We start from the raw sequence: 17,900 nt of genomic DNA, 5'->3' as shown, positions 1-17,900 counted from the left end.
ACCACAAAAGGCACAAAAGATTTTAACTTTTCAGATTTAGAATTATAGAAGACACAAAGAAAGTTAGAAATTTCTTTTGCTTTCTTTGTGTCTTTTGTGTTTAAAAAATTACTTCACCACTTCAACCCATTGACCTTTAGTACGAGCCAAGAATTCATTATCATACATAGCTTCACATTGTAATCCTGGTAAGTAATATTTACCTAAATACGAAGCGTTTAATAAGATTTTGAACGTTCTTGTTTCGCCACCACGAAGACTAAAATAGTAATTGGCTCTATCATCACGAATGTCGATATAGTCTGCAATATTGGAAGTTGATTCTCCAAATTCAGTATATCTTGTATTTACAATTTCAAATCCTGAAGGTAGAATTTGCGAAAGCGCAATGTTTTCTACTCGTTCATTTTTACGATTGGTTAGCGTAACTTCTGCAATGAATTCGGTTCCTTGAGCGATTTTAGTTACCGATATTGCTTTGCCTTTTCGGTCTTTGAAAACCACATTCGCTGATAAGTTGTTTTGAACAACATTTTCTTTTCCAACTGGAAGAATTCCGCTATTCAAGACACGAACGAATATGGTGTTATTCTTGTTGTTCTTAATCGTAACCGAATTATTACCTGAAACTAAAGCTAAATTTCTTTGTGCAACAGTTTTATTCGTATTGATTACAACTGATTTTCCGCCATTTGTATATTGAACAGAAACGCCTTTACTACCATTACTTTGAGCAAATTTTGACATCGCGTACAATCCGTAAGCAGTTGTTTGTGTGCTCATCCATTGGTTGCTTGAAAGATTTTTAGCCAATTTGGTTGCCATTGAAAATGCTTTTTGTTTTTGACATAACAACACCAAAGTTTCTAAAGCCATGGCACGATTTCTTTCGTTCGAACCATAATAATAGTAGTAACCATCTTCGTTTTGTTCGTCAATCATTGATTTGCTCAATAAGGCCAAACCTGCCGAATTTTGTTTGATAATTGCATAAGTTGCAGCCAAACGCAATTTGCTTTCGTTAGAAATTCCAACCGTTTCACGAAGTCTGTTCATCGAAGCTAAATCGGCTGAACCTGCAAGAGCAAGAGTGTAGAGACGATAGGCTTGTGCAAAATCGTTACCATATTGTTTTTCAAAACGCCATTGTTTTGCCATTTTTTTCTGGTAAGAAATCCATTTATTTTTGAAAGAAATTGGTAAAACATATCCTTTTTTCTCTGCTTCAATTAAGAAATGTCCTGCGTAAGATGTTCCCCAATCGTCTGCTTCTGCATTTCCTGGCCAATAAGCAAATCCGCCATTCGCAACTTGGAAATTTCCTAACTTTTGGATTCCTGCCGTTACATTTTTCTGAATTCGTTGTTTGTAAGTGGCGTCTAAATCCATCACATCATTCAAATACAATTGTGGAAAAACAGACGATGTAGTTTGTTCTACACAACCATGCGGATATTGAATCAAATAATCCAATCTTCGGCTGAAATCTACCGTTGGAACCGATGAAACTTCCATTTTAGATTTATTGCTTCCGGTTACTCCAAATAAATCCCAAGATATTTTTTTAGAACTATTTGGTTCAATAATAATATCAGTGTATGTTGTGGTTATTGGATTTGGATTCATCACATCAATTTCAACATCATAAGTAGATTTCTCTTTACCTGATGTGGCGATGATTTGCACTTTTCCAATTCCTGTGACATTTCCAACACTTAAATTGAAATACGCCATTTTTTCGTCTGGCTCTGTGAATTTTACAATTTGACTTGCTTTTCCTAGAACTCTTACAGCATTATTTGTTTTAATTTGAAGTGTAACATTTTTAATGTTTTTCTCTGTTGCAAAAAGCGTAACAGGAATCGTAACATTTTCAGAAGGAGAAATTTTTCGTGGCAACGAAGCCAAAACCATCAACGGACTTTTTACTTGTGTAGCTTTTTCAGCCATTCCGTATGCACTATTTTCTTTATTGGCAGCCACAACCATCGTACGAACCGAACCAATGTATTTTGGAAGTTTAATTTGATGCGTTTTAGAATCACTTTTTCCTAATTCAAATGGACCAAAATACATCACCACTGGTTTGAAACGATTGGCTTTTTTAGCTTTTCCGCCACCTAAATCGGCATCACCACCAATGGCAAAAACCTGATTTACTTTTCCGCCATAAGCACCAATTACATCATCATAAATATCCCAAGTTCTTACACCTAATGCTTCGCGAGTATAGAAATTATCCCAAGCATTTGGAGTTTTGAAACGCGTTAAATCCAGCAAACCTTCATCAACTACAGCAATTGTATAAGTCATCGCTTTGCCTTGTTTTTCGGAGACTTTTACATTTACCGTTTGCTCCGGACGAAGCACATCTGGCATCGAAATTTGTGGTTCCAAAACCGTATTTTTATCGACAACTTCTATTGGGACAATTCCGTACATTCTTATTGGCGAATCGTTTTTAGTAGATGCGTGAGGTTGTAGTAAAGTTACATTTATGTAAACATTTGGTGCCATTTCACTTGTAATTGGTAATTCGACAGAAGTTTCACCTTTTTTGGTTTTTGCCCAAAGCGTTTTCACGACTTTAGTTCCGTTTTCTACAGAAATTAAAGCTCTTCCACCTTCACTTGATGGGAAAAATATTTTGGCAGTTTCACCAACAGCATATTTCTCTTTATCGGTTGAAAAACGTAACATTGTCGCGGCTTTTCCATCTTCATTTTTAGAACGTGCTGACCAATAAGGCGAGTCAATATAAACTCTTGTTCCTGTTGCGTGACCGTCATTAGGATCGGAAACACGAACTAAATAATTACCCCAATCGTTTTCTGGAACCACAAACGAAATGCTTGCTTTTCCTGAATAATCAGTTGAAACTCTAAAGTTTTTGTAGGCAATTGTTGAGGTTGACGAACTATAATTCGACAAATTATCATTGGAAGCATCCCACCACCAACGTGATTCTAATTTATAAATACGAACATCCAAATTCTGAACTGATTTTGGTTTTCCATTTTCTGAAACGGCTACAATATCAAATCGGTTGGCTTTTCCGGTTTCTAATAAACCATATTTGTTAGGTTCAGGAGCTTTTACACCAATATAGGTTTGGTATGGAGAATAAGTTGTTGAAGCTACATCGGTTGAAACATCTCCACCTTGTTCGTAAACTTTTGTGATGAAAGCAGCTTTCAACATTCCTGGCGCTTGACCTTGCAATGTTGGTTTTATCGGGATGGATGCACGACCATTTCCATCAACTTTTCCAGAAAAAATATTGATTTCTTCAGTTGAAAAACTTCTTGTTGGATCGTCAAAAACGTATTTGTCAAATCCTTTAAACGTTGTAATCTGTTGTGAGAATTTAGCTTGAACTTCCGTTTTTAAATCTTTTGCTACAGCACCATGAAGCCACAATACTTGTATGTTATTGACATTGCTTTTGCTTGTAGAAAGAACTGCATCGTTGAAACTATTTTTAATTTTTAAACGATTAGGTTTAATAGTTTCAATTTTCAAACTTTTGTAAAAACGAGCGCCACCAACACTTACAACCGCTTCCCAATTTCCTGTTGGAGCACTTGATTGCGTTGGAACTATGAATTTATAATGACTTAAAGCCGTTCCTTTTTGAACCGATTGATACACGGTTTTTCCACTGGGATCATTTACTCTAATTTTTATCGGATGATTTTCGGGTAATTTATTGGCGTTATCATTTAAAATGAATGACAGATACAACGTATCGCCTGGACGCCAAACGCCACGCTCACCATATAAATAGCCTTTCAAACCTTTTTGCAAAGTTTCGCCTGAAACATCAAAATCACTTACAGATAAAGACAATTCGTCGTCTAACTTCACGTAAGTGCTTTGGTCACCTTTGGTAACAATAGCGAAATAGGCAATTTTTTCTAATTGAAATGAAGCCATTCCATCGCCATCAGTGCTCGAATCGGCAATTTTTTGTTGTTGGTAATTGTATAAAGTTACGGTTGCACCCGAAACAGGATCAGTAGAAACGATATCACTAACTGCAATTGTCACTGATTTATCTGTTCCACGTTTCGCAATTACACCTAAATCGGTTGCTAAAATATTGGTTCCAATGGTCGTATTGTTGTAATAATAATAGTCGGTGCAAGGATCAAGACTTTCTCTGTAATCATAATCTTCTTCGTAGTAATAATAATCGTAATTGTTGCCGCTATAATTGACGTCGTCTTCATTTTCTTCTTCAGAATCTTGATTTTCTTCTTCGTTATTTGGCGTTTCATTTCCGCATTTGTAAAGTGAATATTTCTTTTTGAATGAAAATTCTACACGATAAATCGCACCTGGTTCTGGAGTTACAATTTTAGAAATGTCTAAAGCATAGGTATTCCATTTGGTGTAATCTAGAAGGTTGTTTTGTTTTAATTCGATGGTTTTTTTGGCGACTGATTGTCCAACTTGTTTCAGATTTCGAGTTCCGTTAAGTTCATTATTTTGCAAGAATTGCATTATGTTGTTTTTGTAAATTTTGTACACTTTTACATCAACAGCATTCAAATTGGCCGCTTGAAAATTAATTTTTAAATTATTAGAACTTGGTAAAATCGTTCCGCTTTTTAGTAATCGTACAGCTGGTTTTATTTGTTCAAATTGTAGTTTTTCAGAATAATTTTGCTTCATTTTGTAGCCGTATTCGCTTTCAATTCCTTGAAAAACTTCGACTAGTTTTGTTCCGGCAAAAGATTGAATATTAGATTCTTCTTCAACAGCTTCAACTACTGGTGCAACATAAGCTACAGCCGAATCAACTGCAACAGCAGCAGTGTCAACAGCAACGGCTACCGAATCAACAACCGCAGTTACACTTTCGGTGATAGTTTCAGTTGAATTTCCTTTATCTACTTCAGAATTTTTGGCTTCATTGCTGAAAAACACTTTCAAAACGTTGCCCATTGTGGCAAATTTCAAATTGTTAGTGTTTTCAATTGCGATTAATCCTTTAAAATCTTGATCTCTTTTTAATGGATCGGAGAAGTTTATCAATAACGATTGGTTGTTTTCGTCACCAATTTTAATGTCTAAAACTTTGAATTGATTTTTACCTGGAATAGGATATTTTACTTCGCCTTCTTGCCCAATATCAGCATCATCGCCATCCCAAGCAATGGTGATTTCACTATCGTCATCGAAACGTTTTATTTTGTCAATAGTAAATTTAAATTCCGTTGAAGTACTTGTAGCTTTATCGAAAATTATTTTTAAATCATCACCATTTTGCGTTGCTTTCAACAATTTTTGAGCATCTTCAAATGATAAATTATCAGCTGTTTTAATAGTTCCGTTCAAATAATAAGTGTCTCTATCATACGATTGTAAATCTAAAGTATTGACAATAAAATCTTGCTTAATGGTTTTAATCGAAAACTTAAAATCTTCCAATTCTTTGGGAGTTTTATCATTGATTTGCGAAAGATGTAGTGTAATTTGATACAACGTATTTTGTTCCAATTTGTCTTTTGGAATAAAAGCAATGGTATTATTAGAAAGTGCCACTACTTTTCCAGAAACACTTGGAGAAATGTCGAACAAATCTTCGTCTAATTCTTGATTAGGTTTCCAATCACTTTTATTGAAAGCCAATTGAACACGAATATCGGAACTGACCGATACAAAACCAGAAGAAAAACTCGATATATAATCCTTGTATAAAGTGAAGTCGGAATCAAAATCGGCAGCCGATTTTTTAGAACAAGAATGCAATACAAAGATTGCAAGAAACAAACCGATTAACTTACTGGTTTTCATGTGTTTTTTGGAATTATTGGTTAGAACTTTTTGACTTGAAAATATGATTTTTAACACTTTCAATTAATGCTATAACAGAAATAAATTTTAAATATTGTAGTAAATGTAAAATAAATTTTTGGACTATTTTTCTTGTAAAAAAAGGAATTTTTCTACTTTCTTTTTTCGGCAAAAAAACGCTTCATTAAGTCACCACATTCTTGAGCCAAAACACCTTGATTTACTTGAGTTTTTGGATGTAATTTTGTTCCTAAAGTTTGAAATCCGCGTTGTTCATCGCGAGAGCCAAAAACAATTTTAGAAATTTGACTCCAATACAATGCACCAGCGCACATTTGACAAGGTTCAAGAGTAACATATAAAGTACAATCTTTTAAATATTTTCCTCCAAGGAAATTGGCAGCGGCAGTTATCGATTGCATTTCGGCATGAGCCGTGACATCGTTTAATAATTCGGTAAGATTATGACTTCTAGCGATGACTTTGTTATCGATTACAATAATGGCACCAACAGGAATTTCACCTTTTTCAAAAGCGGTTTCGGCTTCTTGCAAAGCTTTTTTCATGAAGTATTCGTCGGTGAAAATGTTTTCCATAGAACAAAAGTACAATTTTGATGCAATTTTTCGTTATAATTGTATAGTCAACATTTTATTATGGAAAATAAATTTAAAGTTACAGTTCCAAAACCATGTCATGAAGATTGGAACTTAATGAATCCTACAGAAAAAGGAAGATTTTGTGATGTGTGTACGAAAAGTGTAGTCGATTTTACTGACAAATCTTCAACAGAAATTCAAGAATATTTTTTAATAAATAATAATCAACGAGTTTGTGGAAGATTTAGGAATGAACAAATAAGTAAGTTTGATATTAAAATCCCAATAAACGTATTAATTAAACAAAAAACATTTCAAAAAGCATTTTTATTAGCTTTATTTATTGCGATGGGAAGCTCACTTTTTAGTTGTAAAAACCACAATGATGAAACATTAGGAGAAGTTTCAGTGGTTGACTCTACCAAACAAATTAAAGAAGTACCACAGAGAACGATTGGAATTGTACTTCCACCAAAGGAAAAAGAAACACTTATAGGTGATACTATATATATTTCAACTGATTCCACAAAAACAAAGAAAATTGAATAATAGAAATTTTCATTTTCATGTTGTACATTTGCTACATGTCTGAAAATTTACTTCAAAACATCAATAATCCATCTGATTTGAAAAAATTAGAACCATCGCAATTGCCTCAATTGGCTAAAGAGTTGCGTGATTTTATTATTGATGTAGTTTCTGTAAAAGAAGGTCATCTTGGCGCAAGTCTTGGTGTGATTGAATTGACAATTGCATTGCATTATGTTTTTGATACGCCAAATGATTTATTGGTTTGGGATGTTGGTCATCAAGCGTATGGTCATAAAATTTTAACTGAAAGAAAAGACATTTTTCATACCAATCGTCAACTTGGTGGAATTTCTGGTTTTCCTAAACGTAGTGAAAGTGTTTACGATACTTTTGGTGTTGGACATTCATCAACATCGATTTCTGCTGCTTTGGGAATGGCGATTGCTTCTCAATTGAAAAGTGAAAATAAACATCATATTGCTGTGATTGGTGACGCCTCAATTGCAAGCGGAATGGCATTTGAAGGATTGAATCACGCTGGAGTTACTGATGCTAATTTGCTAGTAATTTTGAATGATAATGCTATCGGAATAGATCCAAGCGTTGGTGCTTTGAAAAACTATTTGACTTCGGTTAAAGAAGGAAAAAATCCGAAGCAGAATAATATGATTAAATCTTTGAACTTTGATTATTCAGGACCAATTGACGGACATGATTTTGAAGCCTTAATTTCAGAATTGGAACGTTTGAAAAAAGTAAAAGGGCCAAAATTTCTTCATATAATCACTACCAAAGGTAAAGGTTTGCAACAAGCTGAAGAAGATCAAGTGAAATATCACGCGCCAGGAAAATTTGATAAAACTACTGGTGAAATTCATCCAAAATCGGAAGAAAATTTACCTCCAAAATTCCAAGATGTATTTGGTTGGACTTTGGTCGAATTGGCTACAAACAATCCGAAAATTATTGGAATTACGCCTGCAATGCCAAGTGGGAGTTCTTTAAAGTTCATGATGGATGCTTTTCCTGACAGAGCTTTTGACGTTGGAATTGCAGAACAACATGCAGTGACACTTGCAGCTGGAATGGCAACACAAGGAATGGTGGTTTTTTGCAACATTTATTCTACGTTTTTGCAACGTGCTTATGACCAAGTGATTCATGATGTGGCTTTGCAAAATTTACCTGTAATTTTTTGTTTGGATAGAGCAGGATTGGTTGGAGAAGATGGCGCAACACATCATGGAGTTTTTGATTTGGCGTATTTGCGATGTATTCCAAATATGATAATTTATGCTCCGAAAGACGAAATTGATTTACGAAATATTTTATATACAGCTTCTTTAGGATTACATCATCCGATTGCTATTCGTTATCCTCGCGGAAGAGGAAAATTTTCAAATTCCAAATTTAAAATTCCAAATTCCAAATTTGAGAAAATTGAAATAGGGAAGGCACATTTGCTTAAGAGTGGAACTAAAATTGCAGTTTTATCAACAGGATTTATTGGGAATAATGTGGACTTGACTTTGGATAAAGTTTCAAATGCTGATGAAATTGCTCACTATGATTTTGGATTTGTAAAACCATTGGACGAAAAGTTGTTGCATGAGATTTTCAATTCATATGATACAATAATTACAATTGAAGATGGCGTAATTAAAGGTGGATTTGGGTCTGGAATTATCGAATTTGCATCTGAAAATAATTATAAAAATACCATAAAAACGCTCGGAATTCCTGATGATTTTATCGAACATGGAACAGTAGAAGAGTTGCAACAAATCTGTAAAATTGACGTTAAAAGTTTAGAAAAGCTTTTTTCTACTATTTGATTTTACGATTTTTGCGCAACTTTTAATTTTTATGTCATGAGATTCTTCTTCAAATCTTCTGTAGTTTTACTTTTGCTATTTACACAAATCACTTTTTCTCAGAAAATTCAAACTAAGTTACCAGATACTATTTCTCATTGGGAAAAGAAGAATATTGTAGGGTTGGATATTAGTCAAATAGCATTTATGAATTGGAATGCCGGAGGAAATAGTTCGGTTTCTGGTTTATTGAAAGGTAATTTTGTTAGAAAATATACTACAGACAATGTTAGATGGGTTAATGAGTTGATATTTAAGTATGGTGTAAATAAACAAGATGGTGTAGAACTAAGAAAAACAGATGATGCTTTTCAATTAAATTCTACTTTTGGTTATAGACATGACACTATTTCAAATTGGTATCATTCTGCAAAGTTTAATTTCAACACACAGTTTACTAATGGATATTCTTATCCTAATACTGATAAAGCTATTTCAAAACCTTTTGCGCCGGCATATATTTTTCTTGGAATTGGAGCTGAGTATTCCAATAAAGAAAAAAAGATTAATGTATATATTTCCCCATTAACTCAAAAAACAACTTTAGTTTTAGCTCAAGAATTGGCTAATCAAGGTGCTTTTGGAGTAAACAAAGCTATTTATGATGAAAATGGAAATCTGATTAATAAAGGGAAAAAATCTAGAACAGAATTAGGTTTTTTAGTTTCAAGCGGTTACAAAAAAGAAGTTTTTAAGAACATAATAGTTGAAAACAGATTGAATTTATATTCAGATTATATAAACAAGTTTGGGAATATTGAAGTGGATTGGCAAATGCAATTTGATTTAGTTGTAAATAAGTATGTTAGAGCTAATATTGGAGCGCATTTAATATATGATGACGACATTAAGGCAAAAGAGGAAATAAATAATGTTCAAGTAACTGTTGGTCCAAAAGTTCAATTAAAACAAATGTTGGGAATAGGAATAATTTATAATTTTATTTAATAACAAAAGGCTTTCAAATTAATGAAAGCCTTTTGTTTATTTATAACTATTATTTAGTTTTTAATAATTTTTTGAGTGAAGTTAACATTGTCACCATTCACTTTTAAAATGTACATTCCAGATTGTAAACTGTTTAAGTTTAATGATTTCTCAGTATTAAAATCTTCATTTTTATATTCAGTTACTATTCTACCATTGATATCAATAACCTGAATATTTACTTTTCCTACGTAGTTGTTGATTCTTACATTAAGTAATCCATTTGTTGGATTTGGATAAATTCTGAATAATTCATTGTTTTCAAAATAATCAACGCTTAAAGTACAGTTTGGACCTGGAGCAAAAGCTGTAAAATCTTCAACTTGATCATTGCAATTTTGATTACTTCCAGCAGAAGCATTTAAACCAACACCTCTTCTTCTGAAAACTTCGGCAATTAAGCAATAATCTTGTCCTCCAGTTGTAGCTTGATCTGCTGCAAATAAAGCGTCTCTTGCTGAAATAACTGTTGGGCTACATGGTTGTAATTTAAGTCCATCAAGAACTAATCTCATTACTTTATTATTACCACCTGTTCCAGTATATTTATTATCATCATATCCATATTTTTGAATATAAGCCCAGTTTAAATCCCAAAGAACTGTTGCCCAAAAATCACCATTTACATATCTGTATGAAGTATTGGCAGGGTCTGATGGTATCGGAGAATTTGAATCTGCATACGTTAATGGGTTTATAGACATATCAGTAGAATATGGATATGATCTTAAACCATTACCAGTAGTTGGTTCACTTAATACGAAAGTTGCTAATCCTTTTGGTGTAGTACCTACATCACCTGGTTTAATTTGCATCATCATTGCAAACCAATCTGACCAACCTTCTCCCATTTGGTCATAATTTTGAAGACAACTAGAATTTAATCTACCACCTGCTAACCTATTAGATATACCATGACCAAATTCATGACTAATGATACCATTATCAAAATCGCCATCAGAGTTTACGAAAGCTTGTTTTTGTAATTTAATTGTAACAGGACCATTTTGCATTTCGGCAATAATAGCTTCTCCAACTTCTTGTGTTACAAAAACAGCTGGAATTGTAACGTTAATATCCGCTCCACTCATTGTAACCAGTTGATTGGGAACATTGTTTACTACAATTACAGCAATAGCACCAGCATTTTGAGCATTAAGTACTTTAGATACAAACGTGCAATCTCCTCTTCTTAATATAACAATTTTTCCATTTAATTCTGTATCGTTAGAAGCTGGTGTACAAGCTATTGATGTTGATGGATCAGTATCTAGATATAAAGCAACCTCTGTTTGTATAAAGTCTGGAGCTGAGGGAACAGGAATGTTTCCAGGATCGAAACCATTATCAGCCGAATAATAATCTCCTGCAATTGAAGATGGAGACAGAACAAATAATGATTTTGGACCATAGTTCCATAAGAACATTTGCATTCTTGGTCTAGAGCCATCAACAGGAGTTGAAAAATTTGCATTATTTGTTGCTGGTGTAGCTACTTGTGAGCCGTCTTGTGCATCACCCCAAACTGCATCTGAAGCCGCTCCACCACTGATGTAGTTTGTTTGTTGGAAGTTTCCATTAGGCTCATTAAATCCATATTGATACCAAACGTCATGTAAAACATTTATCATGTAAAATAAATTGGTAGTTGCTGCACTAATGTAGGTATTTGCGCTTACAGTTGTACCTGGATAAGGAAAATCAAAACTTAATGCGGCACCACCATCAGGTGCAAAACCACTATTTGCCGGATTTGTATTGTGTGATGTTGGGTTTACACTTGTAAAATCTGCTCTAGCCCATGTATTGTTACCTCTTGTGTAAGTATATTTTAAACTTGCAGTGTTTAAAGCAATAGTATTTGTATCATGCCATCCTTTTGGAGAAGCTGTAGGGTTTTCTGGATTTGTAACTAATTGTCTTGCAGTATGGTTTGGACTTTCAAAGTTGAAAGGAATAACTCTGTAAGATCCACCTTGTATCTGAAGCGGATTAGCTAAACTTTCATCTTTAAATAAATTTTTGTAAAATGAAAAATCAGAAGAACCATGTTTGTGTCCTTTGTGGTTTTCAAAATTACATGAAATAACTAAGTCGTATTTCTGAAGAATAGTTCCTGTAACAGCATCAATTCTCATGTTCCAAAGATGTTTATAATCTTGAGTGTAAAACGAAAAGTCCCAAGCTAATCTTAAAGTTTCACCCATTGGTTGATAAACAAGTTCAGCAGTAATAGGATCCTCTGTTAAGTTACCATTAGAAATTTTGAATTCATTGTTGCTAATAGTTTCAATGATTTGATTGTTTGAATTTGATTGATTAACTGATTCAAATGCTTTGTTAAGGGCATTTAATACAGATAATGAAGGTGAAGTTGTGTTAACTTTTTGCGCAACATTAGAAATAAAAACTCCAGTAGAGTTGATTATTTCATCATTCTTAATCCAAATGTTTGAAACAGAGTTGAAGATTTCAATTCCTTGATGTCTTTGTTTAATCCAATAAGTATCAATCTTGGTTGATTCTGAATTACCTATACTTTCAATTGTCCAATCGCTAATATCTTGTGTTGTAAGATTAAATTTGGTTTTGTTTTTGTCTAAATAGCTTTGAATTTTCACTCTGTTTTCTTGTGAAAAACTCAAAATTGTAAACAAAATCATCAATAGTGATGTAATTCTTTTCATTTATTTAAAATTTAATTTGTTGGCTGTCATTTATGGTTTCAACTTTATTTATGAACGTTTGCTTGCACAAACTAATTGTTAATGGCGATTTCATAATTAAAGTTTGTAGTTTTTTGTGAAACAAATCTAATTTTATTTTCAAATAAAAGCAATTATTTTTGTTGAAAATCAAATTTTTAACTATTGTTAGAGGCTATTATTTGATTGAATAATACTGCATTTCCATCTGTTAGCATCGAAATGAAATGGCAAATATGTAATAATCGTTCGTATAATGATTCTTTTTCAATGTGATATTTTTCGGGTAAAATCTTTAATAATAGCTTATCATAATTGGTAGCTTTTCCCTCATAATTATTATTGTAAGCCGTTATGAATTTGTCTAACAAATTGTTAATCATCTGATAACCTGATAGTTCTTTCTCAATTACTTCACGACTTTGATAAATGTTTTTTACACTTAATTCGATAATATCATCAATTTGTGCTTTGTATTTACTTTTATCTGTTAATGCATATGTGAATTCACCTTTAAGAATTGCTTCTTCATTTTCTATAAATATACGAACCGCATCATTAATTAGATTTCCAATGGCTAGAGCACGTAAATAGCTAATTCTGTCTTCTTTTGTAGTGAGTGTTTGATATTTATTAGCGTCAATAGTATCTTTTACTAATTTAATCAAATATTCTAGAGCATAATCTTCCGAAACTAATCCGAGATTTATTCCATCTTCAAAATCAATTATAGTATAACAAATATCATCTGCGGCTTCGACTAGATAGGCTAGAGGATGTCTTTCATAACCAACATCATTTCCCGATTTGTTTGGAATTAATCCTAATTCATCGGCCACTTCTTTGAAAAATTCTTTATCGGTTTGAAAGAAACCATATTTTTTATCAGCAATATTGGAAGTTGGTTTTTTAGGCAAACTTTCTTTAGGATATTTCATAAATGCTCCAAGAACAGCATAAGTCAATCTAATGCTTCCTTCTATTCCAGGTCGTGAGCTTGTTAAAACAGAAAAACCGTTAGCATTTCCTTCAAAATCGATTAAATCTTGCCATTCTTTATCGGTAAGTTGTTCTTTGTATTTTTGTCCTTTTCCGATAGAAAAATATTCACCGATAGCTTTTTCACCTGAATGCCCAAAAGGTGGATTTCCAATATCATGTGCTAAGGAAGCTGCAGCAACAATGGCTCCAAAATCATTAGCTTGATAACCATGAATTTCTTGTAAATGTGGATATTTTTCAATGATTTTTTTTCCAACTAATCTTCCTATTGAACGACCAACTACTGAAACTTCTAAACTGTGCGTCAATCGCGTATGAACGAAATCGGTTTTTGATAACGGAATGACTTGTGTTTTATCTTGCAAACTTCTAAAAGCTGATGAAAAGATAATTCTATCGTAGTCAACTTCAAAACCTAACCTTGTGTCGTCTTGTTCTATTCGTAGTCGTTTTCCTTTATCGCCTTGACGTTTTAAAGATAAAAGTTGTTCCCAGTTCATCATATAATATTAGTTATTTGATTTTAGATGTTTTTTTTCATGCAAATGCTAGTTTCAACGCCTTGATATTGCCCAAAGTTTTCAATGACTTCATATCCTAATTTTTGATATAAATAGATAGCATCTTTTTGCAAATGACCTGTTTCTAATAAAGCAGTTTTATAATTTTCTTCTTTTGCCCAAGATTCTAATTCTGTTAAAACTTTAGTTGCAATTCCTTTTCCACGATGTTCAGGTAATGTAAACATTCGTTTCATTTCGGCAGTTTCAGCATCATATTCTTTGTAAGCACCAATTGCAATTGGAATTTCATTTTCATAGACAATCAAGGCATTTTTCAATAAACTTGACTTATTAAATTGCGAATAAAAGGCATGGTCTTCACCATCAAGAATTGCTAAATAGGCATCCAATTGAGTTACAAGTTTTTCAAAATCTGGATTGTCAGAAGTTGTGCGAACAATATGCATCTTATTGTTCTTCTTGCGGTTTTCCTATTTCATCTAGAGAATAATGTGCTTCAAAGGCTTTTTCAAATGCATCTTTTCTAACAACATAAGTATCTGGAATTGAATCGTGCCAACCTCTAGAATAACTTCCTATGAAAGAAAACGCTTCGAAAGGAATTATTCTGCAAAGTGTTCTTCTCAAAGTAGTTCCAAAATCGGGTTTTGAGCCATCTTCCATTACCACCATTGTTTTAGTAATATATTTTCCTATTGTTCGAGAAGTTTTGTTTTCTAAAACTGAATAATATGGGATAAAAATGGAGAAAAATATCAAATAGCTTTCTAAAGTAGTAATGCTTTGAAGTTTTTCAACAATTGTATTTGCCCCAAGTAAAAGGGCAACAATAGCTACTACAAAAGAAATGGAAAATATTGTAATATAAACTACAATTAAATCAATTATATAGTTAATAAATCGTTGTCCTGATGATGCTAATAAATCTCCTGATACTTCAAATTCTTTTTTGGATTCCATAATTTTTATTTTTTATCGTTAGCTAAGAAAAATACTCTTGATTTTTTAGGATATTGATTATAACTTTTATCACTCGGATTAGCAATAACCGATTTGATATTGATTTCGTCACCCAATTTAAAATCCTTTACAACAATTTGATAATCTAATAAATATTCGCCACAGAAATAGTTTCCGTTTTCGTCTTTTTCTATAATTCCTGTGTAAATTCCTTTTTCTTTCATGCTGAACTTGTTTCAGTATCGCTACTATTTTTTTTATTTGATTTCAAAGATAATTAAAAAACAAAACAGCCATCTTTTTTGATAGCTGTTTCTATATTCTTTTCTCTTTATTCTATTTTCTAATTACGAACCACACATTTCACAGTCGTCTGGTCCAGCATTTTTAGCCATTTCAATCATTGCTCTGTATTCTTCGGCAGTCATTTCTACCGGTTCGTTAAGAACTGCAATTGGTTGTAATGGTTCTGTGATAGCTTTTATTTCTGCTGCAGGTTGCTCTTGAACTTCAATTGGTTCTGCTTTTTTATCATTATTTAATGTAAACTTGATGGCATCAACCGCAGCTTTTGTTCTTAAGTAATACATTCCTGTTTTTAAACCTGATTTCCATGCGTAGAAATGCATCGAAGTCAATTTAGCATAATTAGCATCTTGCATAAACAAGTTCAACGATTGCGATTGGTCAATAAAGTAACCTCTTTGACGACTCATATCGATGATGTCTTTCATAGACATTTCCCAAACCGTTTTGTAAAGTTCTTTCAAATCTTGTGGTACTGATTCGATATTTTGAACCGAACCATTGTGACGCATAATTTCTTGCTTCAAGGTTTCGTTCCACAATCCTCTTTCTACTAAATCGTTTAGTAAATGTTTATTTACCACAATGAATTCTCCAGAAAGTACTCTTCTTGTATAAATATTAGAAGTGTAAGGTTCAAAAGCTTCGTTGTTTCCAAGAATTTGAGATGTTGAAGCCGTTGGCATTGGCGCTACTAACAATGAATTTCTAACACCATTTGCTAAAACTTCTTTTCTCAAACCTGCCCAATCCCATCTTCCAGAAAGTTCTTCGTCTTTAATATTCCATAAATTATGTTGGAATTCACCTTTAGAAATCGGCGAACCTTCATAAGAAGAATAAGGTCCTTCTTGTTTAGCCAATTCCATAGAAGCAGTTACTGCTGCAAAGTATAATGTTTCGAAAATTTCTTGATTCAATTGTTTTGCTTCGTCACTTGTAAAAGGCATTCTCAACATAATAAAAGCATCTGCCAAACCTTGAACACCAAGACCAACAGGACGATGACGCATGTTAGAATTTTCAGCTTCTTTTACAGGATAGTAATTTCTGTCGATTACTTTATTTAAGTTTCTTGTTACTCGTTTAGTTACATTGAAAAGTAATTCGTGATTGAATTTTCCGTTTTCAACAAACATTGGTAATGAAATAGAAGCCAAGTTACAAACTGCAACTTCATCTGCAGAAGTGTATTCCATGATTTCAGTACACAAGTTAGACGAACGAATAGTTCCCAAATTCTTTTGGTTCGATTTTCTGTTCGCTGCATCTTTATATAACATATATGGTGTTCCAGTTTCAATTTGTGATTCTAGGATTTTTTCCCAAAGTTCACGTGCTTTTACTGTTTTTCTTCCTTTTCCTTGTGCTTCGTACGAAGTATATAATGCTTCAAATTCGTCACCATAAACATTGTCTAATCCTGGACATTCGTTTGGACACATTAAAGTCCAAGTTGAATCTGCTTCTACACGTTTCATGAACAAATCTGATGTCCACATGGCGAAGAATAAATCTCTTGCACGCATTTCTTCTTTTCCTGTATTTTTTTTCAAATCCAAGAAATCAAAAATATCGGCATGCCAAGTTTCTAAGTAAATTGCAAAACTTCCTTTACGTTTTCCACCACCTTGATCAACATAACGAGCAGTATCATTGAAAACCCTCAACATCGGAACAATTCCATTTGAAGTTCCATTTGTGCCACGAATGTAAGAACCGGTTGCACGAACATTATGAATCGCTAATCCAATTCCACCTGCAGATTGTGAAATTTTTGCCGTTTGTTTCAACGTATCGTAAATTCCATCAATACTATCATCTTTCATTGTTAATAAGAAACAAGATGACATTTGAGGTTTTGGAGTTCCTGCGTTGAACAATGTTGGTGTTGCGTGCGTAAAGAATTTTTTCGACATTAAATCGTAAGTTTCAATTACAGATTCAAGTTCGTTTAAGTGAATTCCAACAGAAACACGCATCAACATGTGTTGTGGTCTTTCAACAATTTTACCATTGATTTTCAATAAATACGAACGTTCTAAGGTTTTGAAACCAAAATAATCGTAGTTAAAATCACGGTTATATATAATGTGAGAATTTAAAAATTCTGCATTTTCTTGAATTACTTTGTGAACTTCTTCCGAAAGCAATGGCGCTTCTTGATTGGTTCTTGGGTTTACATAATGATACATTTCATTCATCGTTTCTGAGAATGATTTGTTAGTGTTTTTATGTAAATTTGATATTGCGATTCTTGCTGCTAATTGAGCATAATCAGGATGCGAAATCGTCATTGACGCTGCTGTTTCTGCTGCAAGATTATCTAATTCTGACGTAGTTACTCCATTATACAATCCTTCAATTACACGCATGGCTACTTTTACAGCATCTACTCTGTCATTTAAACCATAGCATAGTTTTTTAATTCTATCGGTGATTTTGTCAAACATTACCGGCTCTTTGTGGCCGTCTCTTTTTACTACGTACATAAGTTTTAAGTTTTTGTGAAATAGAAAATCCCTTCGCTATTTCGGGTTATTTGTACTCGTTTTTTGTTTTGCCACGAAGACGCTAAGTCGCAAAGTTTTTTTAGTTTTTTAAAAGAAT

The 17,900-nt window shown here is 33.1% G+C and carries 11 protein-coding genes; 3 read left to right on the top strand and 8 right to left on the bottom strand.

Going from position 1 to position 17,900, the window contains the following annotated elements:
* Positions 1–108: 108 nt before the first annotated feature.
* Together ABD766_RS04965 and ABD766_RS04960 are read right to left on the bottom strand one after the other, a co-directional pair.
* The gene (locus ABD766_RS04965; RefSeq protein WP_344815638.1) at positions 109–5,802 is read right to left on the bottom strand and encodes an alpha-2-macroglobulin family protein; all 5,694 of its coding nucleotides are present in this window, start codon (positions 5,800–5,802) and stop codon (positions 109–111) included.
* Positions 5,803–5,954: 152 nt separating this feature from the next.
* Positions 5,955–6,398: a nucleoside deaminase gene (locus ABD766_RS04960; protein WP_344815637.1), complete on the bottom strand. Its 444-nt coding sequence runs from the start codon at positions 6,396–6,398 to the stop codon at positions 5,955–5,957.
* A gap of 60 nt (positions 6,399–6,458) precedes the next feature.
* Between ABD766_RS04960 and ABD766_RS04955 the strand changes: the two genes are divergently transcribed.
* Genes ABD766_RS04955 through ABD766_RS04945 form a run of 3 tightly spaced genes read left to right on the top strand, consistent with a single transcriptional unit; the run spans position 6,459 to position 9,754 of the window.
* Positions 6,459–6,950 (top strand): hypothetical protein, encoded by a 492-nt coding sequence (locus tag ABD766_RS04955; RefSeq protein WP_344815636.1) that lies wholly within the window; start codon positions 6,459–6,461, stop codon positions 6,948–6,950.
* 35 nt (positions 6,951–6,985) lie between these two features.
* Positions 6,986–8,767 carry a 1-deoxy-D-xylulose-5-phosphate synthase gene (locus tag ABD766_RS04950; RefSeq protein ID WP_344815635.1) on the top strand — a complete coding sequence of 594 codons (1,782 nt, stop codon included), beginning with the start codon at positions 6,986–6,988 and terminating at the stop codon, positions 8,765–8,767.
* Positions 8,768–8,803: 36 nt separating this feature from the next.
* On the top strand, positions 8,804–9,754 hold the full coding sequence (locus tag ABD766_RS04945; RefSeq protein WP_344815634.1) for a DUF3078 domain-containing protein: 951 nt from the start codon (positions 8,804–8,806) through the stop codon (positions 9,752–9,754).
* Between the two features lie 53 nt (positions 9,755–9,807).
* Here the strand turns inward: ABD766_RS04945 and ABD766_RS04940 are convergent, their stop codons facing one another.
* The 6 genes from ABD766_RS04940 to ABD766_RS04915 all read right to left on the bottom strand — a co-directional run bounded on the left by ABD766_RS04940 (position 9,808) and on the right by ABD766_RS04915 (position 17,782).
* The gene (locus ABD766_RS04940; RefSeq protein WP_344815633.1) at positions 9,808–12,480 is read right to left on the bottom strand and encodes a T9SS-dependent M36 family metallopeptidase; all 2,673 of its coding nucleotides are present in this window, start codon (positions 12,478–12,480) and stop codon (positions 9,808–9,810) included.
* Between the two features lie 176 nt (positions 12,481–12,656).
* On the bottom strand, positions 12,657–14,000 hold the full coding sequence (locus ABD766_RS04935) for a deoxyguanosinetriphosphate triphosphohydrolase (protein ID WP_344815981.1): 1,344 nt from the start codon (positions 13,998–14,000) through the stop codon (positions 12,657–12,659).
* A gap of 23 nt (positions 14,001–14,023) precedes the next feature.
* A complete protein-coding gene (locus ABD766_RS04930; RefSeq protein ID WP_344815632.1) occupies positions 14,024–14,470 on the bottom strand; it encodes a GNAT family N-acetyltransferase in 447 nt (148 codons plus the stop codon).
* Position 14,471: 1 nt separating this feature from the next.
* Positions 14,472–14,984, bottom strand: a complete 513-nt coding sequence (locus tag ABD766_RS04925) for an RDD family protein (RefSeq protein WP_344815631.1) — start codon at positions 14,982–14,984, stop codon at positions 14,472–14,474.
* 5 nt (positions 14,985–14,989) lie between these two features.
* On the bottom strand, positions 14,990–15,208 hold the full coding sequence (locus ABD766_RS04920) for a hypothetical protein (protein WP_298304754.1): 219 nt from the start codon (positions 15,206–15,208) through the stop codon (positions 14,990–14,992).
* 123 nt (positions 15,209–15,331) lie between these two features.
* Complete coding sequence (locus ABD766_RS04915; RefSeq protein WP_344815630.1) at positions 15,332–17,782, bottom strand: ribonucleoside-diphosphate reductase subunit alpha; 2,451 nt, start codon at positions 17,780–17,782, stop codon at positions 15,332–15,334.
* Positions 17,783–17,900: the final 118 nt, after the last annotated feature.

Origin of the sequence: Flavobacterium cheonanense, from assembly GCF_039539185.1 — a bacterium.
Taxonomy (GTDB): Bacteria; Bacteroidota; Bacteroidia; order Flavobacteriales; family Flavobacteriaceae; genus Flavobacterium; species Flavobacterium cheonanense.
This window is presented reverse-complemented; position numbering and strand designations above follow the sequence as displayed.

Bases quoted from the DNA above. Each gene is read 5' to 3' on its own strand.
- ABD766_RS04955 (WP_344815636.1), top strand. From the start codon at position 6,459: ATGGAAAATAAATTTAAAGTTACAGTTCCAAAACCATGTCATGAAGAT.
- ABD766_RS04925 (WP_344815631.1), bottom strand. From the start codon at position 14,984: ATGGAATCCAAAAAAGAATTTGAAGTATCAGGAGATTTATTAGCATCA.
- ABD766_RS04945 (WP_344815634.1), top strand. From the start codon at position 8,804: ATGAGATTCTTCTTCAAATCTTCTGTAGTTTTACTTTTGCTATTTACA.
- ABD766_RS04965 (WP_344815638.1), bottom strand. From the start codon at position 5,802: ATGAAAACCAGTAAGTTAATCGGTTTGTTTCTTGCAATCTTTGTATTG.
- ABD766_RS04960 (WP_344815637.1), bottom strand. From the start codon at position 6,398: ATGGAAAACATTTTCACCGACGAATACTTCATGAAAAAAGCTTTGCAA.
- ABD766_RS04950 (WP_344815635.1), top strand. From the start codon at position 6,986: ATGTCTGAAAATTTACTTCAAAACATCAATAATCCATCTGATTTGAAA.
- ABD766_RS04940 (WP_344815633.1), bottom strand. From the start codon at position 12,480: ATGAAAAGAATTACATCACTATTGATGATTTTGTTTACAATTTTGAGT.
- ABD766_RS04915 (WP_344815630.1), bottom strand. From the start codon at position 17,782: ATGTACGTAGTAAAAAGAGACGGCCACAAAGAGCCGGTAATGTTTGAC.
- ABD766_RS04930 (WP_344815632.1), bottom strand. From the start codon at position 14,470: ATGCATATTGTTCGCACAACTTCTGACAATCCAGATTTTGAAAAACTT.
- ABD766_RS04935 (WP_344815981.1), bottom strand. From the start codon at position 14,000: ATGAACTGGGAACAACTTTTATCTTTAAAACGTCAAGGCGATAAAGGA.
- ABD766_RS04920 (WP_298304754.1), bottom strand. From the start codon at position 15,208: ATGAAAGAAAAAGGAATTTACACAGGAATTATAGAAAAAGACGAAAAC.